Genomic DNA, 15,535 nt, shown 5'->3' on the forward strand with positions numbered 1-15,535 from the left:
ATCCCTTAACCGCGTGGTGCCTGGGCACTGGCAAGTTTTACGCTGGGGGTGGTCACTGCTTTGCCCTGGATGCTGGCTTCGAGTGCCTGACGTTGTTGGGCGAGGGCGGCGAGGGTCGCTTCACTGGCCATTGGCGTGTCCTGTGGCGTGACCGGCGAACCCGGACGCACGCGCTGCAGGCCCTTGACCACGATGCGGTCGTCCTTGCTCAGGCCGCTGCGGACAATGCGCAGGCCTTCGAGCTTGGGCCCCAGTTCGACGGCGCGGTAGGCCGCGGTGTTGTCCTTGTCCATGACCAGTACGAATTTCTTGCCAAGGTCGGTGCCGACGGCTTCGTCGTTGATCAGTACCGCCGAGTAGGTGGCACTGCCGACCAGTTTCAGCCGTGCATACAAGCCCGGGGTGAACTGGCCATCGCTGTTGTCGAACACCGCCCGGCCACGAATGGTGCCGGTCTTGGGGTTGACCTGGTTGTCGACGAAATTCATCTGGCCCAGGTGCGGGTTGCCGGTTTCATTCGACAGGCCCAGGTAAACCGGAGTGGTCTGCCCGCGCTGGCCCTGGCGCGCAAGCTGGGTATATTTGAGATACACACGCTCATCGGCATCGAAGTAGGCATACACCTTGTCGGTGGAGACCACGCTGGTCAGCGGGGTGACGTCGGCGGTGACGATGTTGCCGGCGGTGAACTGGGCCCGGCTGACCTGGCCGCTGATGGGCGCCGTGACCCGGGTAAAGCTCAGGTTCAGTTTGGCCAGGTCCAGTTGCGCTTGAATGGCGGCGACACCGGCGCGGGCTTCAGCGGCCGCGCTGGTGCGCGATTCGGCCAGCTCCGCCGAGATGGCGTTGCTGCTGCGCAAGCGCTCGCCACGCTGGGCCTCGTTCTCGCTGCGCACGGCGGTAGCGCGGGCTTGCTGCAGTTGGGCCTCGAGGCGGCGGACTTCGGCCTGGAACGGGCGAGGGTCGATCTGGAACAACAGATCGCCTTTTTTCACCTGCGCGCCTTCGGCAAAGGCCACCAGGTCGATCTGACCCGACACCCGTGGCCGCACTTCGACGGTTTCCGGGGCTTCCAGCCGGCCGGTGAACTCGTCCCATTCGTTGATCGGTTGTTCCAGTACCTTGGCCACGCTGACCTTGGCCGCCGCCGGAGCCTGCACGGCCTCCGGGGTACGACCGCAGGCACTCATCACCAGTATTGCAAGTAGAGCCAAGGGGTAACGCAAAGGTTTGAGTGACTGTTCCATGGGGAGTCCGCCAATTTGTTGATAGTGGGCGGATTCTGCGATTTGTAACTATTAACGACGAATCGAACGAGGCGAAGGTAACTATCACCGGGAATGATATAAGCCGATCAAACGCGCTCTAGCCCAAGGCCTGCAGCAGGGTCCGGCAAGCCTGCTTTAATCAATCTGAGCTTCGTTTGCCCTGACCGACCCCCACGGAGAACGCGCCCATGACCCGTCTCACCGCCAAAGACTTTGCCCCCGAGTTGCTGGAACTGTACGACTACTATGCCCATGGCCGGATCAACCGGCGGGAGTTTCTTGACCGTGCGGCGGCATTCACCTTCGCCGGCATGACCGCCAGCGCCTTGCTGGCGTCGCTGAGCCCGAACTATGCCCTGGCGGAACAGGTGGCGTTTACCGACCCTGACATCAGCGCCGAGTATGTCACTTACCCGTCGCCCAAGGGCCATGGCCAGGTGCGTGGCTACCTGGTACGCCCGGCAACGGTCAAGGGCAAGGCACCCGGGGTTGTGGTGGTGCATGAGAACCGTGGCCTGAATCCCTACATCGAAGACGTCGCCCGGCGTCTGGCCAAGGCCGGCTTTGTTGCTTTTGCGCCCGACGGCCTGAGTTCGGTGGGCGGCTATCCGGGTAACGACGACAAAGGCCGCGAATTGCAGGCAACCGTCGACCCGACCAAGCTGATGAACGATTTTTTCGCCGCCATCGAATGGCTGATGCACCACGACGCCTGCACCGGCAAGGTCGGCATCACCGGGTTTTGCTATGGCGGCGGGGTGGCCAATGCGGCGGCGGTGGCCTACCCGGAACTGGGCGCGGCAGTGCCGTTTTATGGCCGTCAGCCCGAGGCCAAGGATGTACCGAAGATCAAGGCGCCGCTGTTGCTGCATTACGGTGAACTGGACACTCGCATCAACGAGGGCTGGCCCGCCTATGAACAGGCGTTGAAGGCGGCAGGCAAGGTCTACGAGGTGTACTTCTATCCCGGTGCCAACCATGGCTTTCACAACGATTCGACACCGCGTTATGACGAAGCGGCGGCGAACCTGGCGTGGGAGCGGACGCTGGCGTGGTTTCGAAAGTACCTATAAGCCCTTGGATTATTTCGGCTGGCGAAATTATGGATTGCTTCCGGCACCCATTCTGCTGCCAGCCGATCCCGTGCAGCATGGTATCCAGCAGCGCCACTCCCGGCGCTGACCCGGAGCTCAGAACATGCCAAGCCCGATCAAACTCTACAATTTCCCTAAATCCGGCCATGCCCATCGCATCGAGCTGATGCTGGCGTTGCTCGACCTGCCCACCGAGCTGGTCTTCGTCGACCTGGCCAAGGGCGAGCACAAGCAGCCCGGGTTCCTCGCCATCAACCCGTTCGGCCAGGTGCCGGTGATCGATGACAACGGGACCGTTATCGCCGATTCCAACGCGATCCTGGTCTATCTGGCCAAGGCCTACGGTGGTGAGCGCTGGTTGCCAGAGGATCCGCTGGGGGCCGCCCGCGTACAACGCTGGCTGTCGGTGGCCGCCGGCCCGCTGGCTTTCGGCCCGGCCGCAGCACGTTTGGTGACGGTGTTCGGTGCCTCGTTCAACACCGATGAGGTCATTGGCCGCGCCCACGCCTTGTTGCAGGTAGTGGACGCCGAGCTGGCCAAGGCGCCGTTCCTGACCGGCAACCAGGCGACCATCGCCGATATCGCCAATTACTCCTACATCGCCCACGCCCCCGAGGGCAACGTTTCGCTGGAACCGTACCCCAATGTGCGTGCCTGGCTTGCCCGGATCGAGGCGCTGCCCGGCTTCGTGCCGATGCCGCGCACGGTGATCGGCCTGCAAACCACAGCCTGACTCTCGAGGAATGCCGCCATGCACGAACACACGGGATCCCCCTGGCACGCAGGTGAAGTACGGCTGCAGGAGCAGGTCGGTGTTGCAGAACGCATGGAGGTGTTCGGGCGTAAAGTGATCCGCGACTACATGCCTGACCAGCATCGCGCGTTTTACCAGCAGTTGCCGTTTATCGTCGCCGGTGCCGTCGATGCCGACGGCAAACCCTGGGCAACGCTGCTTGAAGGTCCGGAAGGTTTCGTCAGCTCGCCGGATCCGCAGTTGCTGCGCATTGGTACCGATTTGCGCGACGACGACCCGGCCACGCCGGGTCTGACCAGCGGTGGCGCCATCGGCTTGCTCGGAATCGAGTTGCACAGCCGCCGGCGTAACCGCCTCAATGGCCTGATCCATAAGGCCACAGCCGGTCAGCTGGAGGTGGCGGTCGAGCAGTCGTTTGGCAATTGCCCGCAGTACATCCAGTTGCGCGAGTACAGCCGTGTCGTGGAACCCGCGGGTGGGCGCCTGGATTCAACGGTGCTGGATGCCGGCGCCAAAGCCATGATCGAACAGGCTGACACGTTTTTCGTTGCCAGCTACATCGAGCATGACAACGGCCAACGCTCGGTGGACGTCTCCCATCGTGGTGGGCGACCGGGCTTCGTCAGGGTTGAAGGTAACCGCCTGACCATTCCCGACTACGCTGGCAACCTGCATTTCAACACCCTCGGCAACCTGCTGCTCAACCCGGTCGCCGGGCTGCTGTTCGTCGACTTCACCACCGGCAACGTGCTGCAACTGTGCGGCAGGGCCGAGGTGATCCTTGACAGCCCGTTGATCAATGCCTTTGAAGGTGCCGAACGGATCTGGACGCTTGAGGTCGAGCAGGTGGTAATGCGCCCGGCTGCCGTATCGCTGCGTTGGGCTTTTCATGAGTACGCGCCGACCAGCCTGATGACCGGCACCTGGGCCGAGGCCGAACAGCGCCTGCAACAGCGCGAAAGGCAGCGTCAGTGGCTGGATTGGCGGGTGGTACGCATCGAGCAGGAGAGCCGTGATATCCGCTCGTTCTACCTGCAGCCTGAGCATGACTCGGCGGTGCCGTTCGCCCCGGGCCAGCACATTCCTGTGCAGGTGCAACTGCAGGGCAAGGCACCGCTGATCCGTACCTACAGCCTTTCCAGTGCGCCCTCCGACGGCTATCTGCGCATCAGCGTCAAAGCGCAAGGGCCGGCCTCACGGCATCTTCACGCGACTGTACAGGTCGGTGAACGGCTGCAGGTGCGCCTGCCCATGGGCAGCTTCACCCTCGATCAACGAAGCGAGCGGCCCCTTGTTCTGATCGGCGCAGGCGTTGGCATTACGCCGCTGATCGCCATGCTGCGCGAGGAACTGGCCAGTGGGCGGGCAAGGCGCATCGAGCTGTTCCACGGCGGGCGTACGCTGGCCGACCTGCCGTTCCAGCAGGAACTTGCAGCGCTCCGGGAGCAGGCTGCTGGCCGCCTGCGCCTGCATCGCGCGCTCAGTCAACCCGAGGCACATGCAGTTCAGGGACGCGACTATGAGTTCGCCGGTCGCCTTGGCATCGCCCAGATCAAAGCCACGTTGGCGCTGGACGACTATGACTACTACCTCTGCGGCCCGGGCAGTTTCACCCAGGAATTGTATGAGGGCCTGCGTGGCGTGCATGTGCCCGACGCGCGTGTCCATGCCGAAGCGTTTGGTCCCTCGACTTTGCGCCGCCACACCGACGACAACCAGCCCACGCTGCAGCAACCCCCGGCTGCCACCGAGCCGGTGCCGGTGTACTTCGCCAGCTCCGCCAAAGAGTCGCGCTGGACACCCGACAGTGGCTCGTTGCTGGACCTTGCGGAAAGTCGTGGCCTGTCCCCGGACTTCAGTTGCCGTGGCGGTTCCTGCGGTACCTGCAAAACGAAACTGGTCAGCGGCCAGGTGCATTACCCGAACCCGCCCGCCGAGCTGCCGGAGCCGGGCAGCGTGCTGATCTGCTGCGCCGTACCGGCCCAGGCGCAAGAGGGTGTGCAGCCATTGGTGCTGGAGCTCTAGCGCGAGCACTGGAATAATCGCCCGACGACAACGTGGGGCACGACATGGACCAGATCCACCTGATGAAAGTGTTCGTGGCCGTTGGCGAGCTGGAAAGCTTTGCCGCCGCCGCGCGTCGCCTGGGCATATCACCGGCGGCGGTGACCCGCGCTGTCAGCGCCCTGGAGGAGCAGCTCGGGGTCATACTTTTATTGCGTACCACCCGCAACGTGCGCCTGACCGAAGCGGGTGGCCGCTACCTGGAAGACACCCGGCACATCCTTGCCAGCATCATCGAGGCCAACGAAGCTGCCGCCGGCATCAATGCTGCGCCCAAGGGCGACCTGGCGGTGACCGCGCCGATCCTGTTCGGCAAGAAGTTTGTCATGCCTTGCATCGTCCGTTACCTGCAGCAGTACCCCGAGGTCGACGTGGCGGCCTACTTTCTCGACCGCGTGGTAAACCTGGTCGAGGAGGGCATGGATGTCGCCGTGCGTATCGGTGAGCTGCCCGACTCCGGCCTCAAGGCGCTGCGCGTGGGCCGGATGCGGCGGTTGCTGTGTGCCGCGCCCGAGTACCTTGAGCGCTATGGCACACCGCGTCATCCCAGCGAGTTGCAACGCCATCAGGTTATCGCTACCGGGACGTTGTCACCGCGCACCGACTGGCGCTTTGGCGCCATCGATGCCCCGACCCAGGTCCGCATGAAACCGCGCCTGACCGTGACCGGCAACGATGCGGCCATCGCAGCGGCCTGCGCCGGTCTCGGGATCGCACGGCTGCTGTCGTATCAGGTGGCCGATGAACTGGCGGCCGGGCGCTTGCAGGTGATTTTGGCCGAGTACGAGGAAGCGCCGTGGCCGATTCATATCCTGCATCGGGAGAGCAAGTATGGCTCGACCAAGGTGCGCACCTTCATCGACATGCTGGCCGAGCATTTGCGCGGGCAGGTGCACCTGGCCTGATCCTACATCGAGTTCCTGTAGGCGCGAGCGGGCGGCGTTCCGACTTGCCCGCGAAAAAGACGCTGCGGTGTGTCGGCTGTACCGTGTCATCGTTCTTCGCGAGCAAGCTTCGCTCCTACAGGTACACATCCGGATACAGTCGCCTTTTGCCAAGGCTTCTTCGTTCTGCTGGCATAAGCGCTCCATAGCGAGCCACGTCAGGAGACAGGCGATGAAAACCATGGTGGTGGGGGCCAGCAAAGGGCTGGGCAAGGCGTTGATCGAAGGATTGGGCGAGGCCGGCGATACGCTGATCGGCGTATCACGCAGCAGGCCGCAAGGGCTTGTGACACTACCGGGTGTTGCGCTGCAGTGGATCGAAGCTGACCTGACCAGGCCCGAAGAGGCCGTACCCCACCTGCAGCACGCCCTGGACGGCCAGGCGCTGGATACACTGATCTACAACCTGGGCATCTGGGAAACCCGGGCATTCACCCCGGCCTATGACTTTCTCGGTGACGATGATGCACACATCCAGGCCATGATCAGTTGCAATGTCAGCGCACCCTTGTTGCTGATCAAGCGCCTGCTGCCACTGCTGTTAAAGAGCGAGCGGCCGCGGATCATCCTCACCGGATCCACCTCGGGCCTGCCCCGAAGCGGCCGGCCGGAAGTGACCTTCGGTGCCTCCAAATTCGCCCTGCGAGGTATCGCCGATGCCTTGCGCGAAGGCTACCGGCAACAGAACCTGGGCGTGACCTGCCTGAACCTGGGCTACCTGAATACCGACGATCCGTTGTCCACCCCGCGGGACATCGCCGAGCAGCACGGTGAAGGGCAATTGATTCCGGTGCATGACGTGGTTCAGGTGGTGCGCATGGCATTGAGCCTGTCGTCGGCCAGCTATGTCAGCGAGCTGACCTTGCCAGCGATAGGTGATGAGCGCTTCTGAGGCCTTCAGGCACTGGCTGTGGCGGTCAGGTGCGCAGGCAGCTCGATCTGCGCACATAAGCCACCGCCGTCGCGATTGCTCAGTGTCAACGTGCCGCCGATGGCCTGGGTCAGCTGATGGGCGATGGCCAGGCCCAGGCCGGTGCCGCCGGTGGTGCGGTTACGCGAGCCTTCGACACGGTAGAACGGCTTGAGCACTTCATTGAGCTCGGCGGCAGGGATGCCGGGGCCGTTGTCCATAACCCGGATCAAGGTGCTGTGGTCTTTGCCCGAGGCAACCTCCAGCTGGGCGCTGTCGGCGAACTTCAGTGCGTTGTCGATCAGGTTCACCAGCACCCGGCGCAAGGCATGCGGGCGGGTGTTGATCAACGCGGCGGAGGTGCTGCCGAGTGTCACCTGCTGACCGCTGTCCTGGTAGTCGAGCACCAGGCTATCGAGAAAGGCATCGAGATTGATCCGGCAGCTGGCTTCGGTGCTGCCGTCGATGCTGCGCGCATAGGCCACGCCCTCGCGCACCAGGTGTTCCATGGCCTCAAGATCGCTCCAGAGCTTGTCTTTCTCATGAGAGTTGTCCATCACCTCGACCCGAAGTTTCATGCGCGTGATCGGCGTTTGCAGGTCGTGGGAGATGGCTGCCAGCAGTTGCATGCGCTCTTTGAGGTAAGCGGCAATGCGCGCCTGCAGGGAGTTGAAGGCCAAGGCCGCGTAGAGGACCTCGCGCGGGCCGCTTTCCTCCAGCCGCGGGCCCGGCACATTGGGGTCCAGGCTGTCGACGGCGCGGGCCAGGCGGGTCAACGGGCCGATCGCGGTCTTGACTGCAAGCCAGGTACACAGCAGCAACACTGCCAGTTGCACCAGCAACACCGCAGGCAGCCAGGCTGAGAGCGGAATGGGTGCTGGCGTGACATCCACCGTCAGCGGCATGCCGTCGCTCAGGCGCAGGTGCACCTGGAAATGCAGGCTCGGCCCGGGAATGATCTGGTAAGTCAGTGGATACTGATGACCGATGACGTTGTAAATGGCTTGGGCGGCCATCGGCGCCTCGCTCAACGACATCGGCTGGCCCGCTGTGCCTTCATCAAGCCGGTAGCGGTGGGTACGCCGCTCCAGCCGAGTCAGCCAGGCGGCACGTTCGTCGGCGGGCAAGCGGTTGAGGATGGCGACCGTCGTGGAAACGTCCTGCTGCAGGTTGACCAGCATCATCGAGCGCGAACTGACGTAGCGTTCGTAGAACTGGAAGCTGAACGAAAGTCCGTAGGCCAGTACCAGCCCGGTGAAGAAAATCAGTGCCAGGCGCGCAGCCAGCGTGTGCGGCCAGCGTAGCTGCAGCTTCATGACGAGGGCTCGACCAGGTGCACCGGCAGCGAGAACACATAGCCTTCACTGCGCACGGTCTTGATGCAGGCCGGTTCCCGGGCGTCGTCCTGCAGGCGCTGGCGCAGGCGACTGACCAGCAGGTCGATCGAGCGGTCGAAGATGTCCGCCTCGCGGCCCTGGGTCAGGTTGAGCAGTTGCTCGCGGCTCAGCACCCGCTGGGGGTGGTCGAGAAACACGCGCAGCAAGCGGTATTCGGCACCGCTCAGGGCGACCAGCGTATTGTCGGCGTCGAGCAGGTGCCGGGCCGTGGTGTCCAGGCGCCAGTGACCAAAACCGATCAGGCGGTTGCTTTCGCTGATGTTCAGGTTGGGTGGCAGCATCCGCGTGCGGCGTAGCACGGCATTGATGCGAGCGAGCAGCTCGCGGGCGGAGAAGGGTTTGCTCAGGTAGTCGTCGGCGCCCATTTCCAGGCCGATGATGCGGTCGGTCTCGTCATGGCGGGCGGTCAACATCAGCACGGGCGTCGCCTTGTGCTTGCCCGCACGCAGCTCGCGACACAGCAACAGGCCGTCGTCGCCGGGCATCATGATGTCCAGCACGATCAGATCGACCGCGTTAGTCTCCAGAAACGCGCGCATTTGCCGGCCATCGGCGACGATCGAGGTGCGCAGGCCATTTTTCTTCAGGTAGTTGCCGACCAGCTCTCTGATTTCGCGGTCGTCATCGACTATCAATACATGATCGACATGATCCATGCCCGGCTCCTGTTCCAGTGCGTGGCCCGAGTGTACCGAGCCCGGTAGTGCTTGCGCCCCGGGGTTTGTATTGCAGTGTATCTGCTGTGGCGATAGATACCTGCTGAGGCAAAGCGGTGACTTCCAGACACATCGCCGATACCTGCCGCGGATCAAATAGGTCTCAACGGAGAGGGCGCTTCCTCACCGGCAGAGGGTGGAACCTTCACCCGGGAGACTGTTATGACCTTCAAGACCCTGGCCCGCATAGGCCTGGTTGCGATGTTCGGCCTTGGCACCCTGGGCGCCTATGCCGACAGCATCGCACCGATACAGGATTACCATTACGGGCAGCATCTGGATGTGAAGAAAGTCGTGGCCATCCACGACCACAACGCCACCGCCTGCGGCGTGGTGGTCGCAGAAATGGACTACCTGGACTCGAAGGGGCAGCCCCATAGTGTGCAATACGAAAACTATGCCACCGGTGCTTGCCATGATGGCGGTTGAGTGTCCTCAGCAGTGCGTCGCTGATGGCCGTAGGCACTTAACGGGATCGGTTGGGGCAATGCCCGAGCCGAATGGCGCGGGCTTGCTCCTGGGTGCCGGCGTTTGATCAGGACAGGAAACCGCCATCCACATTCAGGGCCACACCAGTGGTGTAGCTCGACGCGTCACTGGCCAGGTACAGCACGGCACCGGCCATTTCTTTCGGGTCGGCGACACGCTTTAGCGGGATCTGCTGCAGTGCAGTGTTGAGGATGGCGTCGTTCTTGACCAGCGCCGAGGCGAATTTGGTGTCGGTCAGGCCTGGCAGCAGGGCGTTGCAGCGGATGCCGAACGGCGCGCATTCCTTGGCGAAGACTTTGGTCATGTTGATGACCGCTGCCTTGGTCACCGAGTAGATGCCCTGGAACACTCCGGGTGAAACACCATTGATCGACGCGACGTTGATGATGCTGCCACCGCCGTTCTCGCGCATCAGCTTGCCGGCTTCGACCGACATGAAGAAATACCCGCGGATGTTCACATCGACTGTTTTTTGAAACGCGCCGAGGTCGGTGTCCAGGACGTTGCAGAACTGTGGGTTGGTGGCCGCGTTGTTGACCAGGATGTCCAGGCGACCAAACTGTTCGCGTATGGCCGCGAAAGCAGCGTTGATCTGCTCCATTTCACCGATATGGCAGGCAATGGCGGTTGCTTTTCCGCCGGCCGCGACGATGGCGTCGGCGACTTGCTGGCAGCCTTCGAGTTTGCGGCTCGAGACAATCACATGCGCGCCCTGTTGGGCCAGCAGGTGGGCAATGGCCTCGCCGATGCCGCGGCTGGCGCCGGAAACAAACGCGATCTTGCCGTCGAGGTCGAACAGTTGGGTCTTGGACATCGTCTTTTCCTTGTTGTAGTCGTCAGAGGCTGGACTTGGCAATGACCTGCAGGCTCATGTGCTCCAGCAGCGTGTTCATGTGAATGAACTGGGCGAAGCGCTTGTCCTGGGTCTGGCCATGGAAGAAGCGGTAGTAGATCTGCTGAACGATACCGGCCAGGCGGAACAGGCCGTAGGTGTAGTAGAAGTCGTAGTTATCAATGGTGATGCCTGCGCGCTCGGCGTAGTAGTCCACGAATTGCTGGCGGGTGAGCATGCCCGGTGCGTTGCTGGGCTGGCGCCGCATCAGCTGCACCGGCGCCGGGTCGTTGGCTTCGATCCAGTAGGCCAGGGTGTTGCCCAGGTCCATCAGCGGATCGCCGATCGTGGTCATCTCCCAGTCGAGCACGCCGATGATGCGCATCGGGTTGTCGGCATCGAGGATGACGTTGTCGAAGCGGTAGTCGTTGTGGACGATGGCCGGCTTGGGATGATCGGCCGGCATCTTTTCACGCAGCCAGGCGATGACTTTTTCCCAGCGTGGTGCATCCGGGGTCAGGGCCTTTTCATAGCGGCTGCTCCAGCCTTCGATCTGGCGCTGCACGTAGCCCTCAGGCTTGCCCAGGTCGCCCAGGCCGCAGGCGTTGTAATCCACCTGGTGCAGTTCGACCATGCGATCGATGAAGCTTTTGCACAGCGCTTCGGTGCGTACCGCATCCAGCCCCAGCTCTGGCGGCAGGTCGGAGCGCAGGATGATGCCTTTGACCCGGTCCATCACGTAGAACTCGCCGCCAATCAGCGTTTCATCGGTGCAGTGCACGTAGGCCTTGGGGCAATACGGGAAGCCGCTGTTGAGCTGGTTGAGGATACGAAATTCGCGACCCATGTCGTGGGCCGATTTGGCTTTGTGGCCGAAGGGCGGACGGCGCAGGACGAACTCACGTTCCGGGTACTGCACCAGGTAGGTCAGGTTGGAGGCGCCACCGGGGAACTGACTGATGCGCGGCAGGCCGCTCAGGCCGGCAATGTGCGCTTTCAGATAAGGGTCGATGACGGCGGCATCGAGCTCTTCGCCGGGGCGGACCTGGGTGGACTGATCGGTGAGCGTCATGCTTTTCCCTTATTTTTGAAGCCAGAGATTATTGGCTAATCTAATTCTGGTCGTGGCGCCGAACAAGCCGCAAAGCGCTTTATAGGCTAGCGTGTTGCCGGTCGATCAACGTCCCTGATGGCCGCTGCAAAACCACCGGGCGAAAAAAAACCGAAGCCGTTGCGGGCTTCGGTTTTGCTTGGCATCAGCGCAGGGCTCAGGCCGGGAACAGCTCGCTCAGCTTCATCGACAGCATCATGTCGCCTTCAACGCGCAGCTTGCCGCCCATGAAGGCCTGCATGCCGTCGGTTTCGCCGCTGACGATACCTTTGAGGGTTTCGCTGTCCAGCACCAGGGTGCAGTTGGCGTCGGCGTTTTCGCCTTCCTGGATTTCACAGGTGCCATCCTTGACGATCAGGGCGTAGTGCTTGTCTTCGTCAGTGATGTTGAAACCGAACACCAGATCCAGACCGGCAGCAGCGGCAGGGTTGAACTTGGATTTCATCGCTTCGACGGCTTTTGCTACATCGCTCATGGTGTGTTCCTTATTAAGTGATTGGCGTGACCTGCAGGGTCACAACGAGCCGGTGTTCATCGGTAGGTGATGAGCTCCGGCGCCCTCAACAGCTGCACATGGGCCTGACTGTTGAAGGAAGCCAGGGTCACCTCGCGGCCACGGTACTTCAGCTGGCTGAGCGAGGTGTTGATGATCTGCCAGTTCAGCGCGAACGCCTGGCTGGCAGTGATACGGGTAACCAGGTGGAGCAGGGCGGTGATGGTCCCGCCCGAGGTAAAGATGGCGACGTTGTCGCCGCTGGCGGCCTGCGCAAGCACGCGCTGCAGCCCGCCGTTGACACGTTCGACAAAGGTAGCCCAGGACTCGATGTCATCACAGTCGTACTCGCCGTCATGCCAGCGCTGGATCATCAGTGCGAACAGGCGTTGAAATTCGCTGCGATGCTGCGCACCGTTACGCAGGATGTGCCGGGCTTCGGGTTCGTCTGCCAGCAGGCCGGGCAACAGGGTGCGGATTACCGCATCGGCGTCGAGTTCGTTGAAGGCGTTGTCGGTATCAACCTGCGGCACGGCGCAGCCTGTGCGCTGCATGGCCGCCAGGGCGAGGCGCGCGGTGTCCTGCTGACGGCGCAGGTCGCCGGCGACGCAGCGGACCAAGCGTATACCCACGTGCGCCAGGTGTTCACCGAGCGCTTCACTCTGGCGGATGCCCACGGGCGAGAGGACGTCGTAGTCGTCTGCACCGAATGAGGCCTGGCCATGTCGAATCAGGTAGATGCTGCCCACGTTGTGCGCCTGCGGTAAGAATGAGGCCGAGGTTAGGGTGCCTCCAGCGGGCTGTCAACGAAAAAACATACAAGCGTTTGAAAAGAGCGTTTGAACTGCATTGCCGAACATTTCCTACGCTGGCAGGGGCACGGCGGCGTCGGTATGCTTGACTATCGGTTTGCGCCGTTCGGGCGCCGGCATGTTAAGGAGTTACTGTGGAGTTTCTTGCAGACAGGGGCGCCACAAAGGTCAAAGCCACGCGGTACAAGGGCTGGACCACACATGATCACCACTGCCAAGCGAACCAATGTTAGAACCTTGTTAGAACTTGCCACGCCATGGGTCTACCGCAGGCAAGGCCGCTACACCCTCCGCATACGCCCGCTGGGCTCCAAAGCCACCTATACGCTCTCCCTCAAGACGACCCATAGGCAAACCGCTGTGACCACCGCTAATCACCTGCTGACCACGCTGAGAACGTTCCATCTCGATAACCCTGAGGCGACTTGGGAGGATCTTCGGGAGCGCCTCAAGGAGATCGCAGAGGGCATCTTAGCAACTGGCTCTGTGTGGGATCGCTTCGACCCTATCAGTGGCTCCCCGGCTTATGGTGGCATCGGAGGTGTTTACGCTGACCTTCGACTCGACCTCGCTGAGATTGCCGCTACGATGCCGTTGAGTGTCGATCAGGCCAAGGCCGTGATGCTGGGGACCAAGATAATGACCGCTGCTGAGGGGAGGGTAGAGGGCGACCTCATGGGCATCGTGGAGATACTTGAGGAAATGAAGCATGCTACTGACGTGCCTGTGTCTCTATCTGTTTTACCAGCCTCAAAGGCTCCTCAAGGTCCCGCCAACGCCACCATCTTCCAGCATCTCGCTGACCTTTACATGGAGGAACGCAAGGACGACCTCGAAGGCTCGACCAAGAAGAACCTGATGGCATCTATCAGGACCATCAGCGGGCTGCTCGGTGACTTGGATATGACGACTCATACACGGACGGACATGCTGGCCTTGAGGGAGAACCTGAAGGAGGGTAGACAGGTATCCACGGTGAACAAGATCCTGATTCATCTCTCCACTATCGCTAAATGGGCTGAGGCCAATGCCCACATCAACAAGGCATTCGTAGACAAGCTTCAGATCCGTAAAGGCGCTGAGAGCCAGCGTAAGGAGTTCTCACCGGCTCAGGTAGCACAGCTCATGGAGCACGCCAACAAGCTTCCTGCGACCGATTGGAAGCGCTGGGCGCTGAGCCTTGGGGTCGTCACTGGGCCGCGTATCGGGGAGATCTACCAGTTGACCTCGAAGGACATCTTTGAAGTTGATGGGCAGTTGGTCATGGACATAAACACCAATGACGGGAAGACCCTCAAGAACAAATTCAGCATTCGCAAGGTGCCCTTAGTGTCGGCCTTTGGGCTGGACTTAGAGGCGCTCAAGGAGTTCGCTGAGGCTGCCAACGGGAAGCTGTTCAAGATGTCACAGAGTGGCTTTGAACAGATGTTGAACCTGTTGATCCGTGACGTGCTGGGCACCGAGACCAAGACAGGGCTGTCATTCCATTCGTTGCGACATCACCTTTCGGGGTCCTTGAAGGCAGCGGCGGTATCCGTTGAGGTGTCCGATGCGATTACCGGGCATAGCTCTGGGTCGATCACGTATGACCGCTATGGGGCAGGAAGGGGCGTTGAGGTCGGCTTAATGGCTAAGGCTCTGATAAAGGCTTTTGCGTAGGTGTTATGAATGCCTTCTCTGTCCACGAGAGGTCTGCTTTAATCGATGGTCATTCAATTGCAGGAGAGCATCATGGGCGAGAATCTTGTTCAGATAACGTTGTCAGGTGGAGAGGTCGTCTCTTTTGAGGATACGGAGTATTCATTAGAGTTCCCGGCTGCTGACCTAATCACAGGTGCGGACGGCTCACAGGCATATCTATTAAAAGCCGGTACATTCTCTATCAAAACACCTGAGTTTAAAGGGTGGTTCGGAGCAGAGGGTGTGACCGTGGACGGTACATTCTACGAGGTGAAAAGGAGCTTCAAGGTGCCAGTGCAGGACGAGGATTGGCTGATTTACCCAGTTGGTCATTAGTCAAGAATCCATCTCAGGTCTTCCGTTCTTTCGGGAGACCATGAAAGCCTTAATGTAATACGCGCAATTTCATGGGCATCGAGCTGGATGTCCTCATGGGCCACCCTGAGCATGAACTGCTGTTGGTGGCGACCCAAGTGGCAAACGCCGCTGGCATGAAGGATGGCCGGGGCACCGCAAAGGCGTTCATTAGGGCTGCCAATCGGGCTGCCAATAAGGTGGGCCTCCAAATGCGTGATCTGGCTAATGGGGAGAATTTTCCCTATTGACTGAGGCCCAGTGTATCGAGGTGCTCCCTTATCCACGGTGGCGCGACACTTGGGTCATGTCCGAGTCGGATGTCTACCAGATGCTCCTACGGGGACACTCGCCACGCTCTGAGCCGTTCCGCAAGTGGGTCACCGAGGAAGTCCTTCCGACCATCCGTAAGACCGGCAAGTACAACGCTGAGGACTCCAGCAACCCAGCGGTACTGCGTACCTGATCGCGTTCCTATGAGAAATCTGAGCGACTCGCTGGGTCCTGGCCTTGGAGATTGAGCGTAGGAGCGCGCTGTAGATCGTGACTTTATAAGCTGTTCTGGTCATTCCTGATACTGTCGCAAAAACCCTCACTGTGGTTAACCCACCACACGA

General features: G+C 61.3%; 17 protein-coding genes. 10 read left to right on the forward strand and 7 right to left on the reverse strand.

The annotated features are described in order from the left end of the window. Window positions 1-5: 5 nt before the first annotated feature. The gene (gene mexE / locus I5S59_RS01935) at window positions 6-1,247 is read right to left on the reverse strand and encodes a multidrug efflux RND transporter periplasmic adaptor subunit MexE (RefSeq protein WP_197875146.1); all 1,242 of its coding nucleotides are present in this window, start codon (window positions 1,245-1,247) and stop codon (window positions 6-8) included. Between the two features lie 209 nt (window positions 1,248-1,456). Here mexE and yghX point away from each other — a divergent pair, with 209 nt between their 5' ends. The 5 genes from yghX to I5S59_RS01960 all read left to right on the forward strand — a co-directional run bounded on the left by yghX (window position 1,457) and on the right by I5S59_RS01960 (window position 7,016). Further along, complete coding sequence (gene yghX, locus I5S59_RS01940) at window positions 1,457-2,341, forward strand: YghX family hydrolase (protein WP_197875147.1); 885 nt, start codon at window positions 1,457-1,459, stop codon at window positions 2,339-2,341. Window positions 2,342-2,465: 124 nt separating this feature from the next. Continuing rightward, on the forward strand, window positions 2,466-3,095 hold the full coding sequence (locus I5S59_RS01945; protein WP_197875148.1) for a glutathione S-transferase family protein: 630 nt from the start codon (window positions 2,466-2,468) through the stop codon (window positions 3,093-3,095). 18 nt (window positions 3,096-3,113) lie between these two features. After that, a complete protein-coding gene (locus I5S59_RS01950) occupies window positions 3,114-5,141 on the forward strand; it encodes a pyridoxamine 5'-phosphate oxidase family protein (RefSeq protein WP_197875149.1) in 2,028 nt (675 codons plus the stop codon). Between the two features lie 44 nt (window positions 5,142-5,185). After that, window positions 5,186-6,085, forward strand: coding sequence for a LysR family transcriptional regulator (locus tag I5S59_RS01955; protein ID WP_197875150.1), 900 nt, complete (start codon window positions 5,186-5,188; stop codon window positions 6,083-6,085). A gap of 211 nt (window positions 6,086-6,296) precedes the next feature. After that, window positions 6,297-7,016 carry an SDR family NAD(P)-dependent oxidoreductase gene (locus tag I5S59_RS01960; protein ID WP_197875151.1) on the forward strand — a complete coding sequence of 240 codons (720 nt, stop codon included), beginning with the start codon at window positions 6,297-6,299 and terminating at the stop codon, window positions 7,014-7,016. A gap of 5 nt (window positions 7,017-7,021) precedes the next feature. Here the strand turns inward: I5S59_RS01960 and I5S59_RS01965 are convergent, their stop codons facing one another. After that, window positions 7,022-8,350 (reverse strand): sensor histidine kinase, encoded by a 1,329-nt coding sequence (locus I5S59_RS01965; RefSeq protein WP_197875152.1) that lies wholly within the window; start codon window positions 8,348-8,350, stop codon window positions 7,022-7,024. Next, the gene (locus tag I5S59_RS01970; protein ID WP_197875153.1) at window positions 8,347-9,087 is read right to left on the reverse strand and encodes a response regulator; all 741 of its coding nucleotides are present in this window, start codon (window positions 9,085-9,087) and stop codon (window positions 8,347-8,349) included. Before I5S59_RS01970 ends, I5S59_RS01965 begins: the two co-directional genes overlap by 4 nt. A 222-nt stretch (window positions 9,088-9,309) precedes the next feature. Here I5S59_RS01970 and I5S59_RS01975 point away from each other — a divergent pair, with 222 nt between their 5' ends. Then, entirely contained in the window at window positions 9,310-9,576 is a 267-nt protein-coding gene (locus I5S59_RS01975; RefSeq protein WP_197875154.1) for a DUF2790 domain-containing protein, read from the forward strand. 106 nt (window positions 9,577-9,682) lie between these two features. On the opposite strand, the gene I5S59_RS01980 is transcribed toward I5S59_RS01975, so the two are convergent. From I5S59_RS01980 to I5S59_RS01995, 4 genes are all read right to left on the reverse strand, one after another. After that, window positions 9,683-10,450 carry an SDR family oxidoreductase gene (locus tag I5S59_RS01980; RefSeq protein ID WP_197875155.1) on the reverse strand — a complete coding sequence of 256 codons (768 nt, stop codon included), beginning with the start codon at window positions 10,448-10,450 and terminating at the stop codon, window positions 9,683-9,685. A 22-nt stretch (window positions 10,451-10,472) separates the two neighbouring features. After that, window positions 10,473-11,540 carry a phosphotransferase family protein gene (locus tag I5S59_RS01985; protein ID WP_197875156.1) on the reverse strand — a complete coding sequence of 356 codons (1,068 nt, stop codon included), beginning with the start codon at window positions 11,538-11,540 and terminating at the stop codon, window positions 10,473-10,475. A gap of 196 nt (window positions 11,541-11,736) precedes the next feature. Beyond that, window positions 11,737-12,054, reverse strand: a complete 318-nt coding sequence (locus I5S59_RS01990) for an SCP2 sterol-binding domain-containing protein (protein WP_128325558.1) — start codon at window positions 12,052-12,054, stop codon at window positions 11,737-11,739. Between the two features lie 56 nt (window positions 12,055-12,110). After that, a complete protein-coding gene (locus I5S59_RS01995; protein WP_197875157.1) occupies window positions 12,111-12,821 on the reverse strand; it encodes a histidine phosphatase family protein in 711 nt (236 codons plus the stop codon). Between the two features lie 264 nt (window positions 12,822-13,085). On the opposite strand from I5S59_RS01995, the gene I5S59_RS02000 reads away from it, so the two are divergent. From I5S59_RS02000 to I5S59_RS02015, 4 genes are all read left to right on the forward strand, one after another. Then, window positions 13,086-14,543 carry a tyrosine-type recombinase/integrase gene (locus I5S59_RS02000; protein WP_232239517.1) on the forward strand — a complete coding sequence of 486 codons (1,458 nt, stop codon included), beginning with the start codon at window positions 13,086-13,088 and terminating at the stop codon, window positions 14,541-14,543. Window positions 14,544-14,615: 72 nt separating this feature from the next. Next, complete coding sequence (locus I5S59_RS02005) at window positions 14,616-14,900, forward strand: hypothetical protein (protein WP_197875158.1); 285 nt, start codon at window positions 14,616-14,618, stop codon at window positions 14,898-14,900. Window positions 14,901-14,971: 71 nt separating this feature from the next. Further along, window positions 14,972-15,169, forward strand: a complete 198-nt coding sequence (locus tag I5S59_RS02010) for a hypothetical protein (RefSeq protein WP_197875159.1) — start codon at window positions 14,972-14,974, stop codon at window positions 15,167-15,169. Window positions 15,170-15,189: 20 nt separating this feature from the next. Continuing rightward, on the forward strand, window positions 15,190-15,384 hold the full coding sequence (locus I5S59_RS02015; protein WP_332262049.1) for a Bro-N domain-containing protein: 195 nt from the start codon (window positions 15,190-15,192) through the stop codon (window positions 15,382-15,384). The last annotated feature ends 151 nt before the right edge of the window (window positions 15,385-15,535 follow it).

Origin of the sequence: Pseudomonas alkylphenolica, assembly GCF_016009175.1 — a bacterium.
Lineage (GTDB): Bacteria > Pseudomonadota > Gammaproteobacteria > Pseudomonadales > Pseudomonadaceae > Aquipseudomonas > Aquipseudomonas alkylphenolica_B.